The following is a 15,692-nucleotide window of genomic DNA, read 5'->3' on the forward strand; positions in this document are numbered from 1 at the left end:
TTTACCCTTTAAACACTTCTTCATAATCTGACACAATCTTTTCCCATGTGAAAGCTGAGAGGATTCTTTGGCTTGACTTGAAATCTAAATCAGTTATTGTAACCTGATCAAATCCTTCTACTTCCTCAATGACGCGTGCCAACTCGTCTTTTTTCCAATAAATAGCCCCGTCTTCACCAACCTCACGGTTAAAGCCAACATCTAGCAACAAATTCAGTTTTGTAGATGCTAGAGCTTCCAGTAGAGAAGGGTTGGTCCCTCCAACCTCATGCCCATGGAAATAGGCAAAAGCATTCTCACGAATGTACTTGAGCAACTCTTGGTCATAGACCGTACCGACAAATTTGACCCTAGGATCTTTGTCAAAACCAGTTTCCTGTAACAACTGGTCGTAAAATTTATTTTGCTCCACATTTGTGATGAGGACAAAGTCCTTCTTAGACTTGGACTTGATAAATTCACGAATCATAGCTTCGTAGTTGTTTTCAGGGACGAATCTCCCCACCACTAGATAATAGCCATTTTCACTGACTCCTTTTTCCTGATACCAATTCCGGACTTTGGTATCTTCTGCTTGCAGTCTTGAAGGAGCAGTATCCGTTCCATAGGCAATATAGGTGGTCTTTGGTTGATACTGTTTATAGTCCTCTAGGATATATCTTTCGATATTTTTGCTATCACATACCAATAAATCAGCATGCTTGACCATGAGTTGCTCTGAGAATTTCCAGTACTTACGAACCGGCAGGCTCCATTTTGCTCGTAGCCATTCATGACCATCTGGATTTACCAGCAACCGTCCACCGATCGCACGAATCTTTTTCTTGAGACCAGAAATAAAAGGCCCGATGCGACAAGCTAAAATGTAAAAGATCGGAGCCTCGTCCTTGTTTTCCTTAGCCAATTCAATAGCCTTGTTGACCGCCGCAATATCGTAAGCGATGGCACGAGCCGGTCCAATATTGGGTACATCAATGTTGAAACAAATGGCCCCATTATGCTCAAACTGGTCATCCATGATGCCAGATTTAGCTGAATTTTCACGCATACAAGCAACATAGTATTGTATGTTGCTGTCTTTTTGATATTCGGTTAATTTTTCAACAAAGGTTTCAAATCCTCCATACTTAGCAGGAATTCCCTTTGAACCAATAATATAAACTGACTGTTTCATTTCTCTCCTAACAGGCTGAGGGCACAAATCACTTCGCCCCTTCTCTCATAAATACCACTTTGACGGTCTTTAACAATATTTCGATATCTTTCCAGATGGTCCAATCATCAATGTAGGCCACGTCCAACTTGACAACATCATCAAAGTCCGTGATTTTACTACGACCACTCACCTGCCATAGACCAGTAATTCCTGGCTTAAAACTAAGACGACGTTTTTGTTCAGGAGTATATTTTTCATACTCATCAACTGTTGGGGGACGTGTTCCAACCAAACTCATATCTCCCATTAAAACATTCCAAAACTGAGGGAGTTCATCTAGACTGGTCTTACGGATAAATCTCCCTATCTTTGTTATACGAGGATCATCATCGACTTTAAACATACCACCTTGCATGGTATTTTGTGCAAGGAGCTCTTGTTTCTTTTTCTCAGCATCCACGCACATAGATCTAAATTTATAAAAAGTGAAATGTCGACCATTTTTTCCGATACGAGTTTGAGAAAAAATAGCGGGTCCGCCATCTTTTCGAATCATTGGAACTAAAACAATACTCACCAAGCCACAAATAAGTAGCCCGATAATTGAACCTATGATATCAATGAAACGTTTAGCAATGACATGGCTTGTCTTATAAAATTTTGTAGAAAACGTAATGACATTCAAGCCTGCCATTCCGCGAATCTTTTTATCACTACCTAGATAGTTATTAAAGGCATTCAGATTGACTGTCACGTCAATTCCCATTGTTTCAAAAAGAGAGATGAACTCCCCGATGTCATACTCTTCACTTGGTAAATTGATAAAAACTTCATCAACAACTTCATGGGTAGCAAAGTCTAAGATGTTCTCTGCAGGTACAACGGTTACGGATGCATGCTGAAAATTAGGCTGATCCAAAACACTGACCGCCACCAATTCCCAAAAAATCTCTCCCGACTCTATCAGTCTATCCACAACTTTCTCAACTCTGGAAGTCGCTGTTATCAAGAATATCTTTTTACTCCCCTTGAAATTTGGAAAGATACGTCTCCTATAGCGTTTAATGCACAGATTCAACAAATACAACAAAATAGAATGTATTGTCAAAAAATAAATCATGCCTCGTCTAGAGATACCAAAACGATCTTCTAAAAAGAAGTTTGAAATACTGATGGCTAAAGCAAAGAAAACGATATATTTTATAGTGCTGATAAACTCAGCTAAATAACCCCTTTTAAAAAAATCACGCTCATAATCACTGATGTTAAAAACAACAAAATGCAGAATGAACAAGATGATAACAGAGGTGTTCACAATCTCTGTTTCTCGAACAAAACTAAGTAAATAAGCTAATATAATGACAAGAAAACTCTGGATTATCGCCAAAGTAATCTTCAATCCCTTTTCTTCCATAATCTATTTCCTAAGCCATCTCTTATTTTTTCCCGTAAGAACCATAAGCTCCATATGATCCATATTTTTCAACCGAGGTATTCAATTTATTTAACACAATCCCTAAGAATGGTTTACTTGTTTGTTCCAATTGTTCTTTGGCTTTTTGGATATCACGTCGATTTGTTTCACCAGCTGCAGTCACTAAAATCGAAGCATCACATTTCTGAGTGATGATAGCCGCATCAATCACAACTCCGATAGGAGCGGTGTCCACAATGATGTAATCGAAGTACTTTTGCAAAGTATCAAGCATAGTCTTAAAATTCTCACTTTGCAATAAAGCTGTTGGATTGGGAGAAACGGAACCAGCTTGAATGACAAACAAATTTTCAACATTCGTATCACATAACCCTTGTGATAAATCTGTTGTTCCAGATAAGAACTCTGTTAATCCTGTAATCTTTTCACGTGATTTAAAAACACCTGACATGACAGAATTACGAATATCGGCATCAATTAAAAGCGTCTTATATCCAGCACGCGCAAAGGCCCAAGCAATATTGGTAGAAGTAGTTGACTTCCCTTCCCCTGGTTTCACTGATGTAATTGAAATAACTTTTAAGTTATTTCCGCTCAATTGTATATTGGTACGAAGCGCATTGTAATATTCCTCTGCTTTTCTTGCCTGATTCAATTTTTTGTGTGCGATTTCTAACGTTGGCATTCTTCTCTCCTATTTCAATTTATCCAATTTTGGAACAACTCCTAATAATGCAATTTGCATAACATTCTCAACGTCTTCTGGTCGTTTAATCCGTGTATCCAGGAGTTCGATAAGGAGAACCGTGACAATCATCACAACCGCTCCAGCAAGAAATCCAATCATGGTATTACGACGAATGTTTGGTGAAGATGGCGAGGTCGCTGGACGAGCTTCTTCGAGTGTCGTCACATCCGAAACCCGTGTAACACTAATAATCTTTTGAGCTGCAACCTCCCTCAATGAGTTGGCAATACGACTTGCTTCTTCAGGTGCACGATCTGTAACAGAAATAGATACGATACGTGTATCAACCGGAACTGTTACCTTAACTTTTTTAGTAAAATCCTTTGGAGAAAGATCCAGTTTCAAATCCGTTGCAACCTTCTCCAAAACGTCTTGAGAAAGAATAATTTCGCGATAGTCTTTAACCAAGTAAGATCCTGCTTGCAAATCTTGGTTTGTTGGCCCTGACTTATCTCCCTGATTACGATTAACTACATAGATACGTGTCGTACTGGTATATTCAGGCTTTACGATAAAGCTACTATAGGCAAAGGCTACTACCCCAGTTACGATCGCTACCAGTGCAATTAGAAATTTCCGTTTCCAAAGGATTTTAAGCAAGTGAAATACATCAATTTCCATCATATTTTGTTCTTTCATTGTTTCTCCTAAATCAATTGATCCATTATTATTTTTCGTGGGTTATCTTTGAAAAGTTCCTTCGCCTTATCTTCGCTATACTTTTTAGCAATGATATCATAGGCTTCTTCCATATGAGGTGGTCTACAATCCAAGTTATGCATATCGCTAGCAATGACATGAACTAGATCACGTTCCAAGAAATACCGAGCTCTCTTTTTCATGAATTTGTAGGTTTCTCCAAAGAGTTTTGGTTTCAAGACATGAGAACTATTGACCTGGGTATAGCACCCCATATCAATCAGCTCCTGAACTCGCTTTTCATTATTTTCTAGAGCATCATAACGCTCAATATGGGCAATAACTGGTGTGATCCCTAACATGAGAATATCGCTCAATCCTTTATGTATATCTCGATAGGGTGTATTCATACTAAACTCAATCAAAGCATAGCGACTATCATTAAGTGTTGGAATCAATTTCTTTTCCAATTTTTCGACAACATCTGGCGTATAGTATATTTCTGCGCCATAGGCGATGACAAGATCATCTGCCACTTCCTTGGCCATTTCGCGAACTTTCAAAAAGTTAGTTGCTATTTTCTCTTCTGGTGTCTCAAACATCCCTTTCCGACGATGAGACGTAGAAACAATGGTCCTGACCCCTTGACTATAGGCTTCTCTTAAAAGGTTTTTACTCTCCTCTATCGACTTTGGACCATCATCCACATCAAAAACGATGTGTGAATGGATGTCTATCATGCTACTTACCCTCCATCACATCTTTGATAGCTGCCTTGGCTGCAGCCAAGCTACTTTCATCAATTTCCATCATATAGAGGTTGCTATCTGGCATAGCGTAGGATGGAAGATCCGTTCTACCAGTTCCTTTTAAGTCTTGGGAATTAACCTTATACTGACCACCACTATCCAACTGTGTATTAACCAAGTCCATCATGGTTTCCAAAGGCATATTAGTCTGAAGAGAATCTTGCAATCCTTGAATAATGTTGTCATAATTCTTTAAAGCCTCTGTCGAGGTTAGCTTCTGAATGATGGCAACAATGACTTTTTGCTGGTTCCGACCGCGGTCGCGGTCTCCATCCGCTAGAGAGTAGCGTTCGCGGACAAAACCAAGGGCTCTTTCAGAGTCTAGATGGACATTCCCAACAGGAAAATGGTACTGCCCATGCAAAGAAGTGAAATCTTGGTCATTATAAACATCCACACCACCTAGAAGGTCAATCAATTTCAAGAAAGAGGTAAAATTCAAACGAACATAGTAGTTAATATCAACTCCATATAGGTTTTCCAAGGTATGAATTGATGAGTCCACTCCATAAATCCCCGCGTGAGTCAATTTGTCCTTTTGGTTATTTCCTCCGTCCGCGATCGGAACATAAGAATCTCGAGGTGTTGTGGTGAGAAGGATTTTCTTAGTATCTCGATTTACAGTCATCAAGATGTTGACGTCTGAACGCGAAACTGAACTGATAGGACCGTAGGTATCAATACCACTGATATAAATATTAAAGGATTGATTCTTAGATACCTTTGGTGCCGCAACATCCTTGGTTAGTTTTTTCGTATAGATTTTCTTAATCTTCGAAGCATAATCTGGATACTCCGCTTCAATGATGTTTTCAAAGACACTGTTCAAGACAATCGCTTTCGCATCACCTGAAATCAAGCTCTTATAGGCTGCTAAGTAAGATGCACTTTGTTCAACCGCCAAGTCTTTGCTCTGAGTCATCTTAATATCCGCTATCAATTTTTGGATATTGTCATTATCCGTTTCAGTCGGACCCGTTACACTTTCCAACTGGGTAACGTTGTTAATTTCACTATCTTTTAAAACCACAACACTCATCGAATATTCTGAGTAGTTTGATGTCGCATTGATGTGATTAGTCAAGCCCACAAATTGGTGCAGAGCAAATAGCGAAACCGAACTAGTCAGCACCGCAAGTACCAAAAAGAAAATCGTGAACTTTTCGGCTTTCTTATATACTATTAAAAGTAGAGCTGCGACAATAGATAGTAAAACTAGAACTGTAGCTAAGATATTGAGATGTCTAAAGGCCAGGATGTTATGTCTAAAAATTAAGAACAACAAAGAGCCACTCAATAATAAATAAATGGCTAATAAGGCTATATTAATACTTCGCTTCACATTTCCTGAACGATTTCTCTTTGAACGTCTACTCATGGTAATCCCCTATACACGTTAATAATTATAATTATTATATCACAATCATGAAAGAAATTCCATCCATTCCTGCTATTATCAGCGTTTTCATTCATTTTTTCTTAGATATATTTTGAATTTATGACTTTCATTAACGGAATCCTTGATAAAACAAAAACAAGACCCCTTATTATGGGGCCCCATTTCTGTTTTTATTTGATATGATTTTCAAACTCTTTTTGGCTCTTTTCGATAGCCTTTTTACTTTCTTCTTCCCACTTAGCCTTGGCTTCGTCAAATTGTTTCTTGGTAACAGGGTCTTTTTGCAGTCTCATGTACTTATAATTATTTCCGTCACCCTTGATACCCACTAGGGAGTAGGCACGTGTAAACGGAGTTACCTTAGTTACAGAGGCTGTCCCACCATTTGACATAGCAGACATGATTAGAGAATTGTCAATCATCCAAGCTTGGGCTTTGGCGTATTTTTCATAACGCTTAGCGACATCTTTGTTCTCGGCATCTGCTTCTTTCAGGAGTTGTGTATAGGTATCTAGCCCCAAACTCTTGATGAGCTCTTGGTCTTCCTTGGCATCAAGGCCAAAAATCTTGAGATAGAAGCCGGTTTCAGCATTGAAGGGATCTAGATAAGTTGATGGATCCTGGTAATCACCAACCCAACCATCAAAGTTTAAGTCGTAGTCACGAGCTGCTGGATTTGGCGCTAGGAAGGCAACATTTCCAAAGTCATCTGTAGAAAGCTGTTGAACATCAATGACGATATTGTCAGAACCTAGTACTGTTTCAAGGGTTTGTTTAACCGAGTTCATACCAGAAACCGCATTTTTATTTGTCTGATCAACAGGGACATCCAAATGGATTGGGAAAGTCACGTCTTGAGCTTCCAATTCCTTTTTAGCTTCCGCAAATTTTGCTTGGGCCTTTTCCTTGTTAAAGTATGCATCTTGAGCGTCTGCCAAATTGATACCTGACCACTCAGTTCCATAGTTTACAAGTTTAGAAGCTGTCACTTCTCCAAAGGTCTTATCTCCCACTTGGACAAAAGTTGGTGGAACCAAAGTATTTCGAAGGGTTTTGCTCGCTGCTTCTTCACCGTTAGATTGAGCAGAGTAGGCTGTTCGATCAATACCAAAGTTGATAGCCTGACGGAAATTTTTATTTAAGATAGCTGTTTGAGCTGATTTCTTTTGTTCGTCTGTTGTTTTAGCGGTATGATTATAGGTTTTTCGGTTGACGTTAAAGTTAAAGTACCAAGATGTCTTGTCTTGCAAGCTATAAACGATATTGTCTTGGTATTTTTCTTTTGTCTTGGCATAGTTCGAACTATTTGGATAGACTCCCGCAATCGAGTAGGCGCCATTTTCAAAGTTTCGAATGGTCATCTCCTGATCTGACCCATCAAAGTAGGCTAACTTAACTTTTTCAATAGTTACTTTATCTTGGTCATAATAGTGTGGATTCTTCACATACTCGATCGAAGATTTTGATGTGAAATCTTTTAACAGATATGGGCCATTATAAAGGATACTGTCTGGTGTCAAGGTACCAAAATCTTTATCCTTTGATTTCAAGAACTCTTCGTTGACTGGAAAAAGAATACTATTGGTTGTCTTTGAATTCCAGTACGGTTCTGGTCGAGTCAAAGTGTACTCGACTGTGTAGTCATCCAAGGCTTTGACACCAACAGTTGAAAAGTCATTAGTCACACCCGTCACATAGCCATCTAATCCCTTGATTGAATTTTGGATCAGATCCATGGCTTGCCCCTTGTTGTCAGCGGCATATTTGATCCCAGTGACAAAATCCTGAGCCTTGACTGATGCATATTCCTCACCATCAGCTGTATACCACTTGGCATCTTTTCTGAGCTTGTAGGTATAGGTCAAACCATCTGATGAAACGGACCAATCCTCCGCAAGAGCAGGTACGAGGTTCCCATAACTGTCGTTTTCTAGCAGACCATCTACGAGATTGGTAATAACGGCAGTGTTATCTGCATAATAATCTAGAAGATAGTTGAAAGTTGTTGGATTCGCACTAAATGTTGATGAATAAGTGCTAGTACCTGTGTTGGACTGTCCACATGCAGAGATCAAAATCCCTGTCGCTAAGACAAGACCTGTCCCGATTAGTCTTTTTTTCATTTTGATCATCATTCACTCCTTTATGTCACTTTTTATAACATAGCCGTATTTTATCAAATTTATTCAAAAATGTAAAGTTACTGCTTTTATGACAACTGGTGTCTCAAAACAAAAAAGGAAGCACAGTTTCCTGCAACTTCCTTTTCTGTTTATAAATTACTTGACGTGTTTTTCAAGTTCTTTTTGGTATTTGGCATTTGTTTCGATTTTTTCTTGTTGCCATTTCTTGAAGGCTTCTTCGTATTCTTTTGCAGTCACAACGTCATTTTGCAATTCCAAACCTTTGAACACAAATGGGTCTCCCTTGATTCCGACTTGAGAGTATGCTTTTGTGAATGGTACAGTTCGGCTAACAGTTGGAGAACCACCTGAAGAAGCAACTGGAATCAAGAGCGAGCTATCAGACACCCAAGCTTGAGCTTTGGCGTATTTTTCATAACGCTTATTGAGGTCGCTAGTTTCAGCTGCAGCATCATCCAAGAGTTTCTTGTATTCGTCCAGTCCAACTTGAGCCATCACTTCTGGATCTTTTCCGCGAGTGATTCCCAAGTGTTTAAGGGCAGAACCCTTCTTGGCATCAAGAATGTTTAGGTAGGTAGCTGGGTCTTGATAGTCTGGTCCCCAACCAGTTCCGTTCAAATCATAGTCTTTTTGAGATGGCACCTTGGCTTGAGACGTAATGCTCATTTTTTCATTATCGGTCATTTGAAGGACATCGACAATGACATTCTCTGTACCAAGTGATGATTCGATTGACTGCTTGAGTGAATTGGTTTGTTGAACCGCGATTACATCTGTTTGTTCAACAGGAATGTCCAAATGGATTGGGAAGGTAACCCCCTTGGCTTGCAATTCTGTCTTAGCTTTAGCAAAGGCTGCCTTAGCTTTTTCAGGACTGTAAATCGTATCCTTGCCATCTGTAAGAGCTACATCTTTCCACTGGTCACCATAAGAAACGAGCTCTGCCTGAGCCAACTCTCCAAAAGTTTTTTCACCTACTTGAACGTAGTCATGAGGCACTAGGCTATTACGGATAATCTTGTCTGCACCTTCTTCACCATTCAACTGAGCCGTGTAAGAGTGACGATCAAGAGCAAAGTTCAGCGCCTGACGGAAGTTCTTATTAAGAAGAGCTTCTTTTGTTGATGTTTTTTGAGCCTCGTCTGTTTTAGCTGTTTTATTATAAGACTGGCGGTTTACGTTAACAGTGAGGTAGTAGCTTGTCGCTTCTTGTGGACTGTAAACAATCTTATCGCCGTACTCTTGTTTAGTCGACTCAAAGTTTGAGCTTGTTGGGAAGAGACGGGCTGTTGTATAAGCACCTTGTGTAAAGCTACGAATCAAAGATTCTTGGTCTGATCCATCGTAGAAAGTTAGTTTAATATTGTCAATCTTGACATTGTCTTTATCCCAGTAGTTTGGATTCTTTTCATATTCAATGACTGATTTTGAAGTCAATGATTTCAAGAAATAAGGACCATTATATAGGATACCTGATGGGGTTGGTGCACCGTAGTCGCTCCCTTTAGAATTCAAAAATTCTTCATTAACTGGAAGCATGGTTGCAGTTGTGACCTTAGAGTTCCAGAAACTTTCTGGTTTGTTGAGCGTGTATTCTACCGTGTAATCATCAACAGCCTTAACTCCTACAGTAGAGAAATCATTGCTTTCCCCACTGATATACTCTGCCAAACCTTTGATAGAATCTTGAATCAAAGTAAGACCATCTGATTTTCCATCAGCTGCGTGTTTTAGACCCGTAACAAAGTCCTGAGCCTTGACTTCAGCATACTCTTCTCCCTCAGAAGTATACCATTTTACACCCTTACGAAGTTTGTAGGTATAAGTCAAGCCATCTTTAGAAACGGACCAGTCTTCTGCAAGCGATGGAATTAAGTTTCCATACTTATCATTTTCCAAGAGGCCATCGACAACGTTCGCTATAACATCAGAAGTTGAACTCTTGCTCGTCACACTATAGTCCAAAGATGATGGATCCATAGCATAGACATAAGAGAATGTCTTGGGCGCATCAGCCTTCTTTTCACTTTGCCCACAAGCTGTTAACAGAAGGGCTGTGCTCAGAACGGCACCTGCTCCTAAGAGCCACTTTTTCGATCTCATAAGTAATCTCCTTTAAGATAGTATTTTCACCATTATACCCTATTTTTTCATAAAAGCAAGGGCTTTCGACAGATTTTTTAGAAAATTCTAACAAATATTTTTAAAGACTTTTCTACATAATTTTTACTAAAAAGACCCCAAGCTACAAAAGCTTGAGGTTCCCTTATTTTAATCCGTTAGTTCCACACAGAAAGCATCCCATGGTGCCAAGATTTGTTTTTCAACTGTTTCTTGAGTCACAGTGTTTTCAATCAAGACAGATTTAACTTTTCCTTCTACTGAAAAGTTTTGTTTTTCATTGGACAGGTTAGCCACAACTAAGAAACGACGGTCACCGTCCTTACGGATATAAGCAAAGATCTTGTCAGCTGTATCAAGCAATTCAAAGTCAGCTCGAATCAGCCAGCTGTTCTCCTTACGGATTTGAACCAACTTCTGATAGGTATAGAAAATAGAATCTGGATTTGCCAGTGCTTCTTGAACGTTGATTTCTTCGTAGTTTGGATTAACTGCCAACCAAGGTTGACCTGTTGAGAAGCCAGCATTTTTGCTTTCATCCCATTGCATCGGAGTACGTGCATTATCACGACCGATGACACGGATGCTGTCCATGATTTCCTCTATAGAAACGCCTTTCTCAAGAGCTTCACGCGCATAGTTGAGGGATTCAATATCTTCTACTTGGTCCAGTGTTTCAAATGGATAGTTGGTCATCCCAATCTCCTCACCTTGGTAGATATAAGGAGTCCCTCTCATAAGATGAAGTAGGATTGCAAAGGCTTTGGCAGATTTCTCACGGTATTCTTGGTCATTTCCCCAGATAGAAACGATACGAGGAAGGTCATGGTTGTTCCAGAAGAGGGAATTCCAGCCGTCTTCAACTCCTAACTCAGTCTGCCATTTGTTAAAAATCTCTTTTAACTTCCCTACATTTAACTCTTTTTGGTAATGCCACTTAGGTTGCCCTTCCTGATACTGAAGACAGATGTGTTCAAACTGGAAGACCATAGACAATTCTTGCCCCTTTGGATCCGAGTAGAGCTTAGCAATCTCTGGCGTTGCTCCCCAGGTCTCCCCTACTGTCAAGAGATCCTTATCTCCAAAGGTCGCCTGATTCATTTCCTTGAGATAGGGATGGAGCATAGGACCATTATTGACTACTTTCTCGTCAGGAATTTTCCCAATCATGTCAATGACATCCATACGGAAGCCACCAATACCTTTATCAATCCAGAAGTTCATCATCTCGTAAATTTTTTGGCGCAGTTTTTCATTCTCCCAGTTGAGATCAGGCTGTTTCTTGCTGAAAAAGTGAAGATAGTATTGATCTGATTTTTCATCGTATTCCCAAGCAGACCCACTAAAGATAGACTCCAAATCATTGGGCTCATCCCGCCAGATATAGTAGTCTCGCTCGGGACTGTCAGGATTTTCACAGGCCTCGACAAACCAAGTATGCTCATCCGAGGTATGATTGACCACCAAGTCCATGATAATTCGAATATCGCGCTTCCTAGCTTCTGCGATGAGTTGGTCCATGTCCTCCATAGTCCCGAAAATAGCTGCAATTGCTTGATAATCAGCAATATCATAGCCATTATCATCCATAGGACTGTCATAAACGGGAGAAAGCCAAATCGCTGTGATTCCTAACTTAGCTAGATAGTCTAACTTACTAGTAATTCCTGACAAATCGCCAATTCCATCTCCGTTACTGTCCATGAAACTCTTTGGATAGACTTGATAGACTACGGCATTGTGCCACCATTTTTCTTGCATCTGTTTACCTCATTATTTTAATAATCTATAGTCTATGATAGCGCTTTTTAAAACTTAGTGCAAGCGTTTGCCTAATCTTTTTAATTTCTTTTTTGGCTCCATAGTTTCCTATCTTCCAATTTTTTATTATAATAGAGGTCAGAGGTAAAAAAATGAAAAAACAAGCTTTTAGTTCTGAACAATATCTGAATCTACAGCGCAACCACATCTTGGAGCGCATTAACCAATTTGATGGCAAGCTCTATTTGGAGTTTGGTGGCAAAATGTTAGAAGATTTCCACGCTGCTCGTGTACTTCCTGGTTATGAGCCTGACAATAAAATCAAGCTCTTGCAAGAATTGAAAGAGCAGGTTGAGGTTGTTATCGCCATTAATGCAAGCAACATCGAACATTCTAAAGCACGTGGCGACCTAGGCATTTCTTATGACCAAGAAGTTCTTCGTTTGATTGACAAATTCAATGAACTGGGAATTTTTGTTGGTTCGGTTGTCATCACACAATACGCTGGCCAACCCGCTGCAGATGCCTTCCGCAACCAGTTAGATAAAAACGGGATTGATTCCTATCTTCATTATCCGATCAAAGGATACCCGACTGATATGGACCACATCATCTCTCCAGAAGGCATGGGAAAAAACGACTACATCAAAACCAGTCGCAACTTGATTGTCGTAACCGCTCCTGGACCTGGTTCTGGAAAATTGGCAACTTGTATGTCAAACATGTACCATGACCAACTCAATGGCATCAAGTCTGGTTACGCTAAGTTTGAAACCTTCCCAGTCTGGAACCTGCCCCTTCATCATCCAGTCAACTTGGCCTATGAGGCTGCCACCGCAGACCTTGACGATGTCAATATGATTGACCCTTTCCATCTCCAAACCTACGGAGAAACCACTGTCAATTACAACCGTGATATCGAAATCTTCCCAGTACTCAAACGTATGTTGGAACGTATTCTCGGTGAATCTCCATACGCTTCACCAACAGACATGGGTGTCAACATGGTTGGCTTCGCTATTACAGATGATGAAGCTGCTGTCGAAGCTTCTAAACAAGAAATCATCCGCCGTTACTATCAAACAGTTCTTGACTTCAAGGCTGAAAAAGTCGGAGAAACTGCTGTCAAGAAGATTGAACTTCTCATGAACGACCTCGGTATCACACCTGCAGACCGTAAGGTTGCTGTCGCAGCACGCCAAAAGGCAGAAGAAACCGGTGGGCCTGCCCTTGCTCTCGAATTGCCATCTGGTGACATTGTCACTGGTAAAAACTCAGAACTCTTTGGCCCTACAGCTGCCGCCTTGATCAACGCCATTAAGAAATCAGCTGATATCGCTAAAGAAGTAAAACTAATCGAGCCTGAAGTCGTCAAACCAATCCAAGGCCTTAAAATCAACCATCTCGGTAGTCGCAATCCACGCCTGCATTCAAATGAAATCCTGATTGCGCTAGCCATCACAGCTATGGAAAATCCAGATGCTGCGCGTGCCATGGAAGAACTTGGGAACCTCAAAGGTAGCGAAGCACACTCTACCATCATTTTGACCGATGAAGACAAGAATGTCCTTCGCAAACTAGGCATCAACGTAACCTTTGACCCATACTACCAATACGACCGCTTGTATCGGAAGTAAATAAACAAGGCTGGACAAAAACTCAATTTGAGAGAATAATCCAGTAAATCTTTACATAATAAAAAAATCAAACGCATAATATCAAGTCTTTTGGACACTTGGTATTATGCGTTTTTATGATTTTCCATTCTCATTTATTTCAATGAAATTGTCAACTCAACACAAGCTCCTCCTTGCTCTGGATTGAGCAGGGTTAGACAACCACCATGCAAGAGAGCGACCTGCTTAGAAAAGGCTAAGCCGATACCATGATGGGGATTAGCTGAATTGCGGCTTTGGTCACTCTGGTAAAAGAGCCGTTCCGCTCCCAGTAGCATCTCCTCTGAAAATGAAGGGCCGTTGTTCCAGATAGCAAAAACCAACTGGTCCTGCTGCACTGATACCGTTAGCTTGACTTCCTTTTGATCCTGGTCTGCATGTTCAAGCGCATTCAGTAAAATATTGAGCAAAGCCCGTTTGAGATAGTCCAAATGAATCGACAAAATCAGACTAAGATCACAATCTTCTTGGAGATAAAAACGATAGCTTTCCTGTTTACTGAACAGTGCCCAATCGTCCTGGAGATAGGCCAAAAAGTCCTCTAAGGAAAGCTGACTGAACTGATTAGAATCAATCTGAAAAGCCTTAGCGTAATCAATAAGAGAGCCACAATATTCTTCCATCTTGTAACTAGCCTGCAAAATCTCAGCAGCATAGTCTGCCTGTGGCTGGCCTAACTGCGCCATTTCCAAGAGCTCAGCATTACCCTTAATCACAGTTAGGGGCGTTTTCAAATCGTGCGATGTCGCTGATAGCTGTAAAATCAACTCCTGATTATGCCGCTGCTCTTTTTCTAGAAGACGAGCATTTTCTTGGTGGCTGCTCCGTAAATCGCTATAGACTTCGAGCATTTCCTCGATCCGAAAAAGCTGGCTTTGATTTTCTTCTAAAAGCTTCTTACTCGTTAGCATTTTTATTTCCCTGTCGATTTTTCGGAGCAATTTCAAAATATGATAAAAAGTAATCAGCAGCAAGCTCCCCGCCCAAAAGAACAAGGTGAAAAGAACGTGATCACTTCCTTGCGTAAATTCATAACCTATAAGCACAAAAATCAAAACATGGAAAAAGACGATTTTTAAACTAGTTGTCCAGACTAGGCTTTTGAAATTACGGGTTCTAATTGCCATCTATAGCCTACTCCTCTCACTGTTGTGATTGCTTGTAGCCCTTCTTGTTTACATTTTTGACGAATCTGATATACGTATTCTGAGATGGAACGAAGCTGTGTTTCTGAGCTTTCTGGATAAAGCAAGGTATGAAGACGTTCAGCTGAAAAGGTCTGCTTGGGATTGCTAGCTAGTAAATGTAGCAGCTTAAACTCCCGCTCTGAAAATTTCAAGACTTTACTAAAACAGGCAACTTCGTAGCGCTCTGGATAAAATTGGCAAGAAGCAATTTCAGAATATCGCTCCTCACGTCTTTCCTCCCGCCGAAGATGAGCTCTGACGCGCGCCAGCAATTCTTTGGTTCCAAAAGGTTTGACAATATAGTCATCTGCTCCGCGAAAGAGCCCTTCCACTTTGTCCGCCTCCAATTCCTTAGCCGTCAGAAAGATGATTGGACACGAAAGATGAGGACGAATGTAGGAACACAGCTCAAAACCATTAACAGGCTCCATCATCACATCCAGCAGAATCAAGTCATATCCGACAAAATATGTCAGCTCTAGGTCTTCTATCCGATCAAGCGTCGTCACATCATAAGCATCTAGCTCTAGGACGTTTTTCACCAGCTTCAAAATGCTCTGGTCGTCATCAACCACCAAAATACGATACTGTCTCATGATTTCCATTATAGCATACCT

12 protein-coding genes are annotated in these 15,692 nt (G+C 40.4%); 1 reads left to right on the forward strand and 11 read right to left on the reverse strand.

Translation table 11 applies throughout. The features are described 5' to 3' along the window. Position 1 precedes the first annotated feature (1 nt). The 9 genes from cps2T to B7725_RS09400 form a co-directional block, all read right to left on the reverse strand. Positions 2-1,174, reverse strand: a complete 1,173-nt coding sequence (gene cps2T / locus B7725_RS09360) for a beta 1-4 rhamnosyltransferase Cps2T (RefSeq protein WP_084875873.1) — start codon at positions 1,172-1,174, stop codon at positions 2-4. Between the two features lie 28 nt (positions 1,175-1,202). Next, on the reverse strand, positions 1,203-2,570 hold the full coding sequence (locus B7725_RS09365; RefSeq protein ID WP_084875875.1) for a sugar transferase: 1,368 nt from the start codon (positions 2,568-2,570) through the stop codon (positions 1,203-1,205). A gap of 22 nt (positions 2,571-2,592) precedes the next feature. Beyond that, on the reverse strand, positions 2,593-3,276 hold the full coding sequence (locus B7725_RS09370; RefSeq protein ID WP_084875877.1) for a tyrosine-protein kinase: 684 nt from the start codon (positions 3,274-3,276) through the stop codon (positions 2,593-2,595). A 9-nt stretch (positions 3,277-3,285) separates the two neighbouring features. Further along, positions 3,286-3,978 (reverse strand): capsular polysaccharide biosynthesis protein, encoded by a 693-nt coding sequence (locus B7725_RS09375; RefSeq protein ID WP_084875879.1) that lies wholly within the window; start codon positions 3,976-3,978, stop codon positions 3,286-3,288. An 8-nt stretch (positions 3,979-3,986) separates the two neighbouring features. Beyond that, positions 3,987-4,718: a capsular polysaccharide biosynthesis protein Cps4B gene (gene cps4B / locus B7725_RS09380; RefSeq protein WP_084875880.1), complete on the reverse strand. Its 732-nt coding sequence runs from the start codon at positions 4,716-4,718 to the stop codon at positions 3,987-3,989. Position 4,719: 1 nt separating this feature from the next. Continuing rightward, complete coding sequence (gene cpsA, locus B7725_RS09385) at positions 4,720-6,165, reverse strand: LCP family glycopolymer transferase CpsA (RefSeq protein ID WP_084875882.1); 1,446 nt, start codon at positions 6,163-6,165, stop codon at positions 4,720-4,722. A gap of 191 nt (positions 6,166-6,356) precedes the next feature. Then, positions 6,357-8,318, reverse strand: coding sequence for a peptide ABC transporter substrate-binding protein (locus tag B7725_RS09390; RefSeq protein ID WP_084875883.1), 1,962 nt, complete (start codon positions 8,316-8,318; stop codon positions 6,357-6,359). Positions 8,319-8,465: 147 nt separating this feature from the next. Continuing rightward, positions 8,466-10,433 (reverse strand): peptide ABC transporter substrate-binding protein, encoded by a 1,968-nt coding sequence (locus B7725_RS09395; RefSeq protein WP_084875885.1) that lies wholly within the window; start codon positions 10,431-10,433, stop codon positions 8,466-8,468. Positions 10,434-10,601: 168 nt separating this feature from the next. Continuing rightward, complete coding sequence (locus B7725_RS09400) at positions 10,602-12,212, reverse strand: glycoside hydrolase family 13 protein (RefSeq protein WP_084875887.1); 1,611 nt, start codon at positions 12,210-12,212, stop codon at positions 10,602-10,604. Between the two features lie 152 nt (positions 12,213-12,364). Here B7725_RS09400 and B7725_RS09405 point away from each other — a divergent pair, with 152 nt between their 5' ends. Beyond that, entirely contained in the window at positions 12,365-13,849 is a 1,485-nt protein-coding gene (locus B7725_RS09405) for a DUF1846 domain-containing protein (RefSeq protein WP_084875889.1), read from the forward strand. A 134-nt stretch (positions 13,850-13,983) separates the two neighbouring features. Here the strand turns inward: B7725_RS09405 and B7725_RS09410 are convergent, their stop codons facing one another. Then, the gene (locus B7725_RS09410; RefSeq protein WP_084875891.1) at positions 13,984-15,015 is read right to left on the reverse strand and encodes a sensor histidine kinase; all 1,032 of its coding nucleotides are present in this window, start codon (positions 15,013-15,015) and stop codon (positions 13,984-13,986) included. Continuing rightward, positions 14,982-15,680, reverse strand: coding sequence for a response regulator transcription factor (locus tag B7725_RS09415; RefSeq protein ID WP_084875893.1), 699 nt, complete (start codon positions 15,678-15,680; stop codon positions 14,982-14,984). The genes B7725_RS09410 and B7725_RS09415 overlap by 34 nt, the downstream gene beginning before the upstream one ends. Positions 15,681-15,692 lie beyond the last annotated feature (12 nt).

This window comes from Streptococcus oralis subsp. tigurinus, assembly GCF_002096275.1.
GTDB lineage: Bacteria > Bacillota > Bacilli > Lactobacillales > Streptococcaceae > Streptococcus > Streptococcus oralis_CN.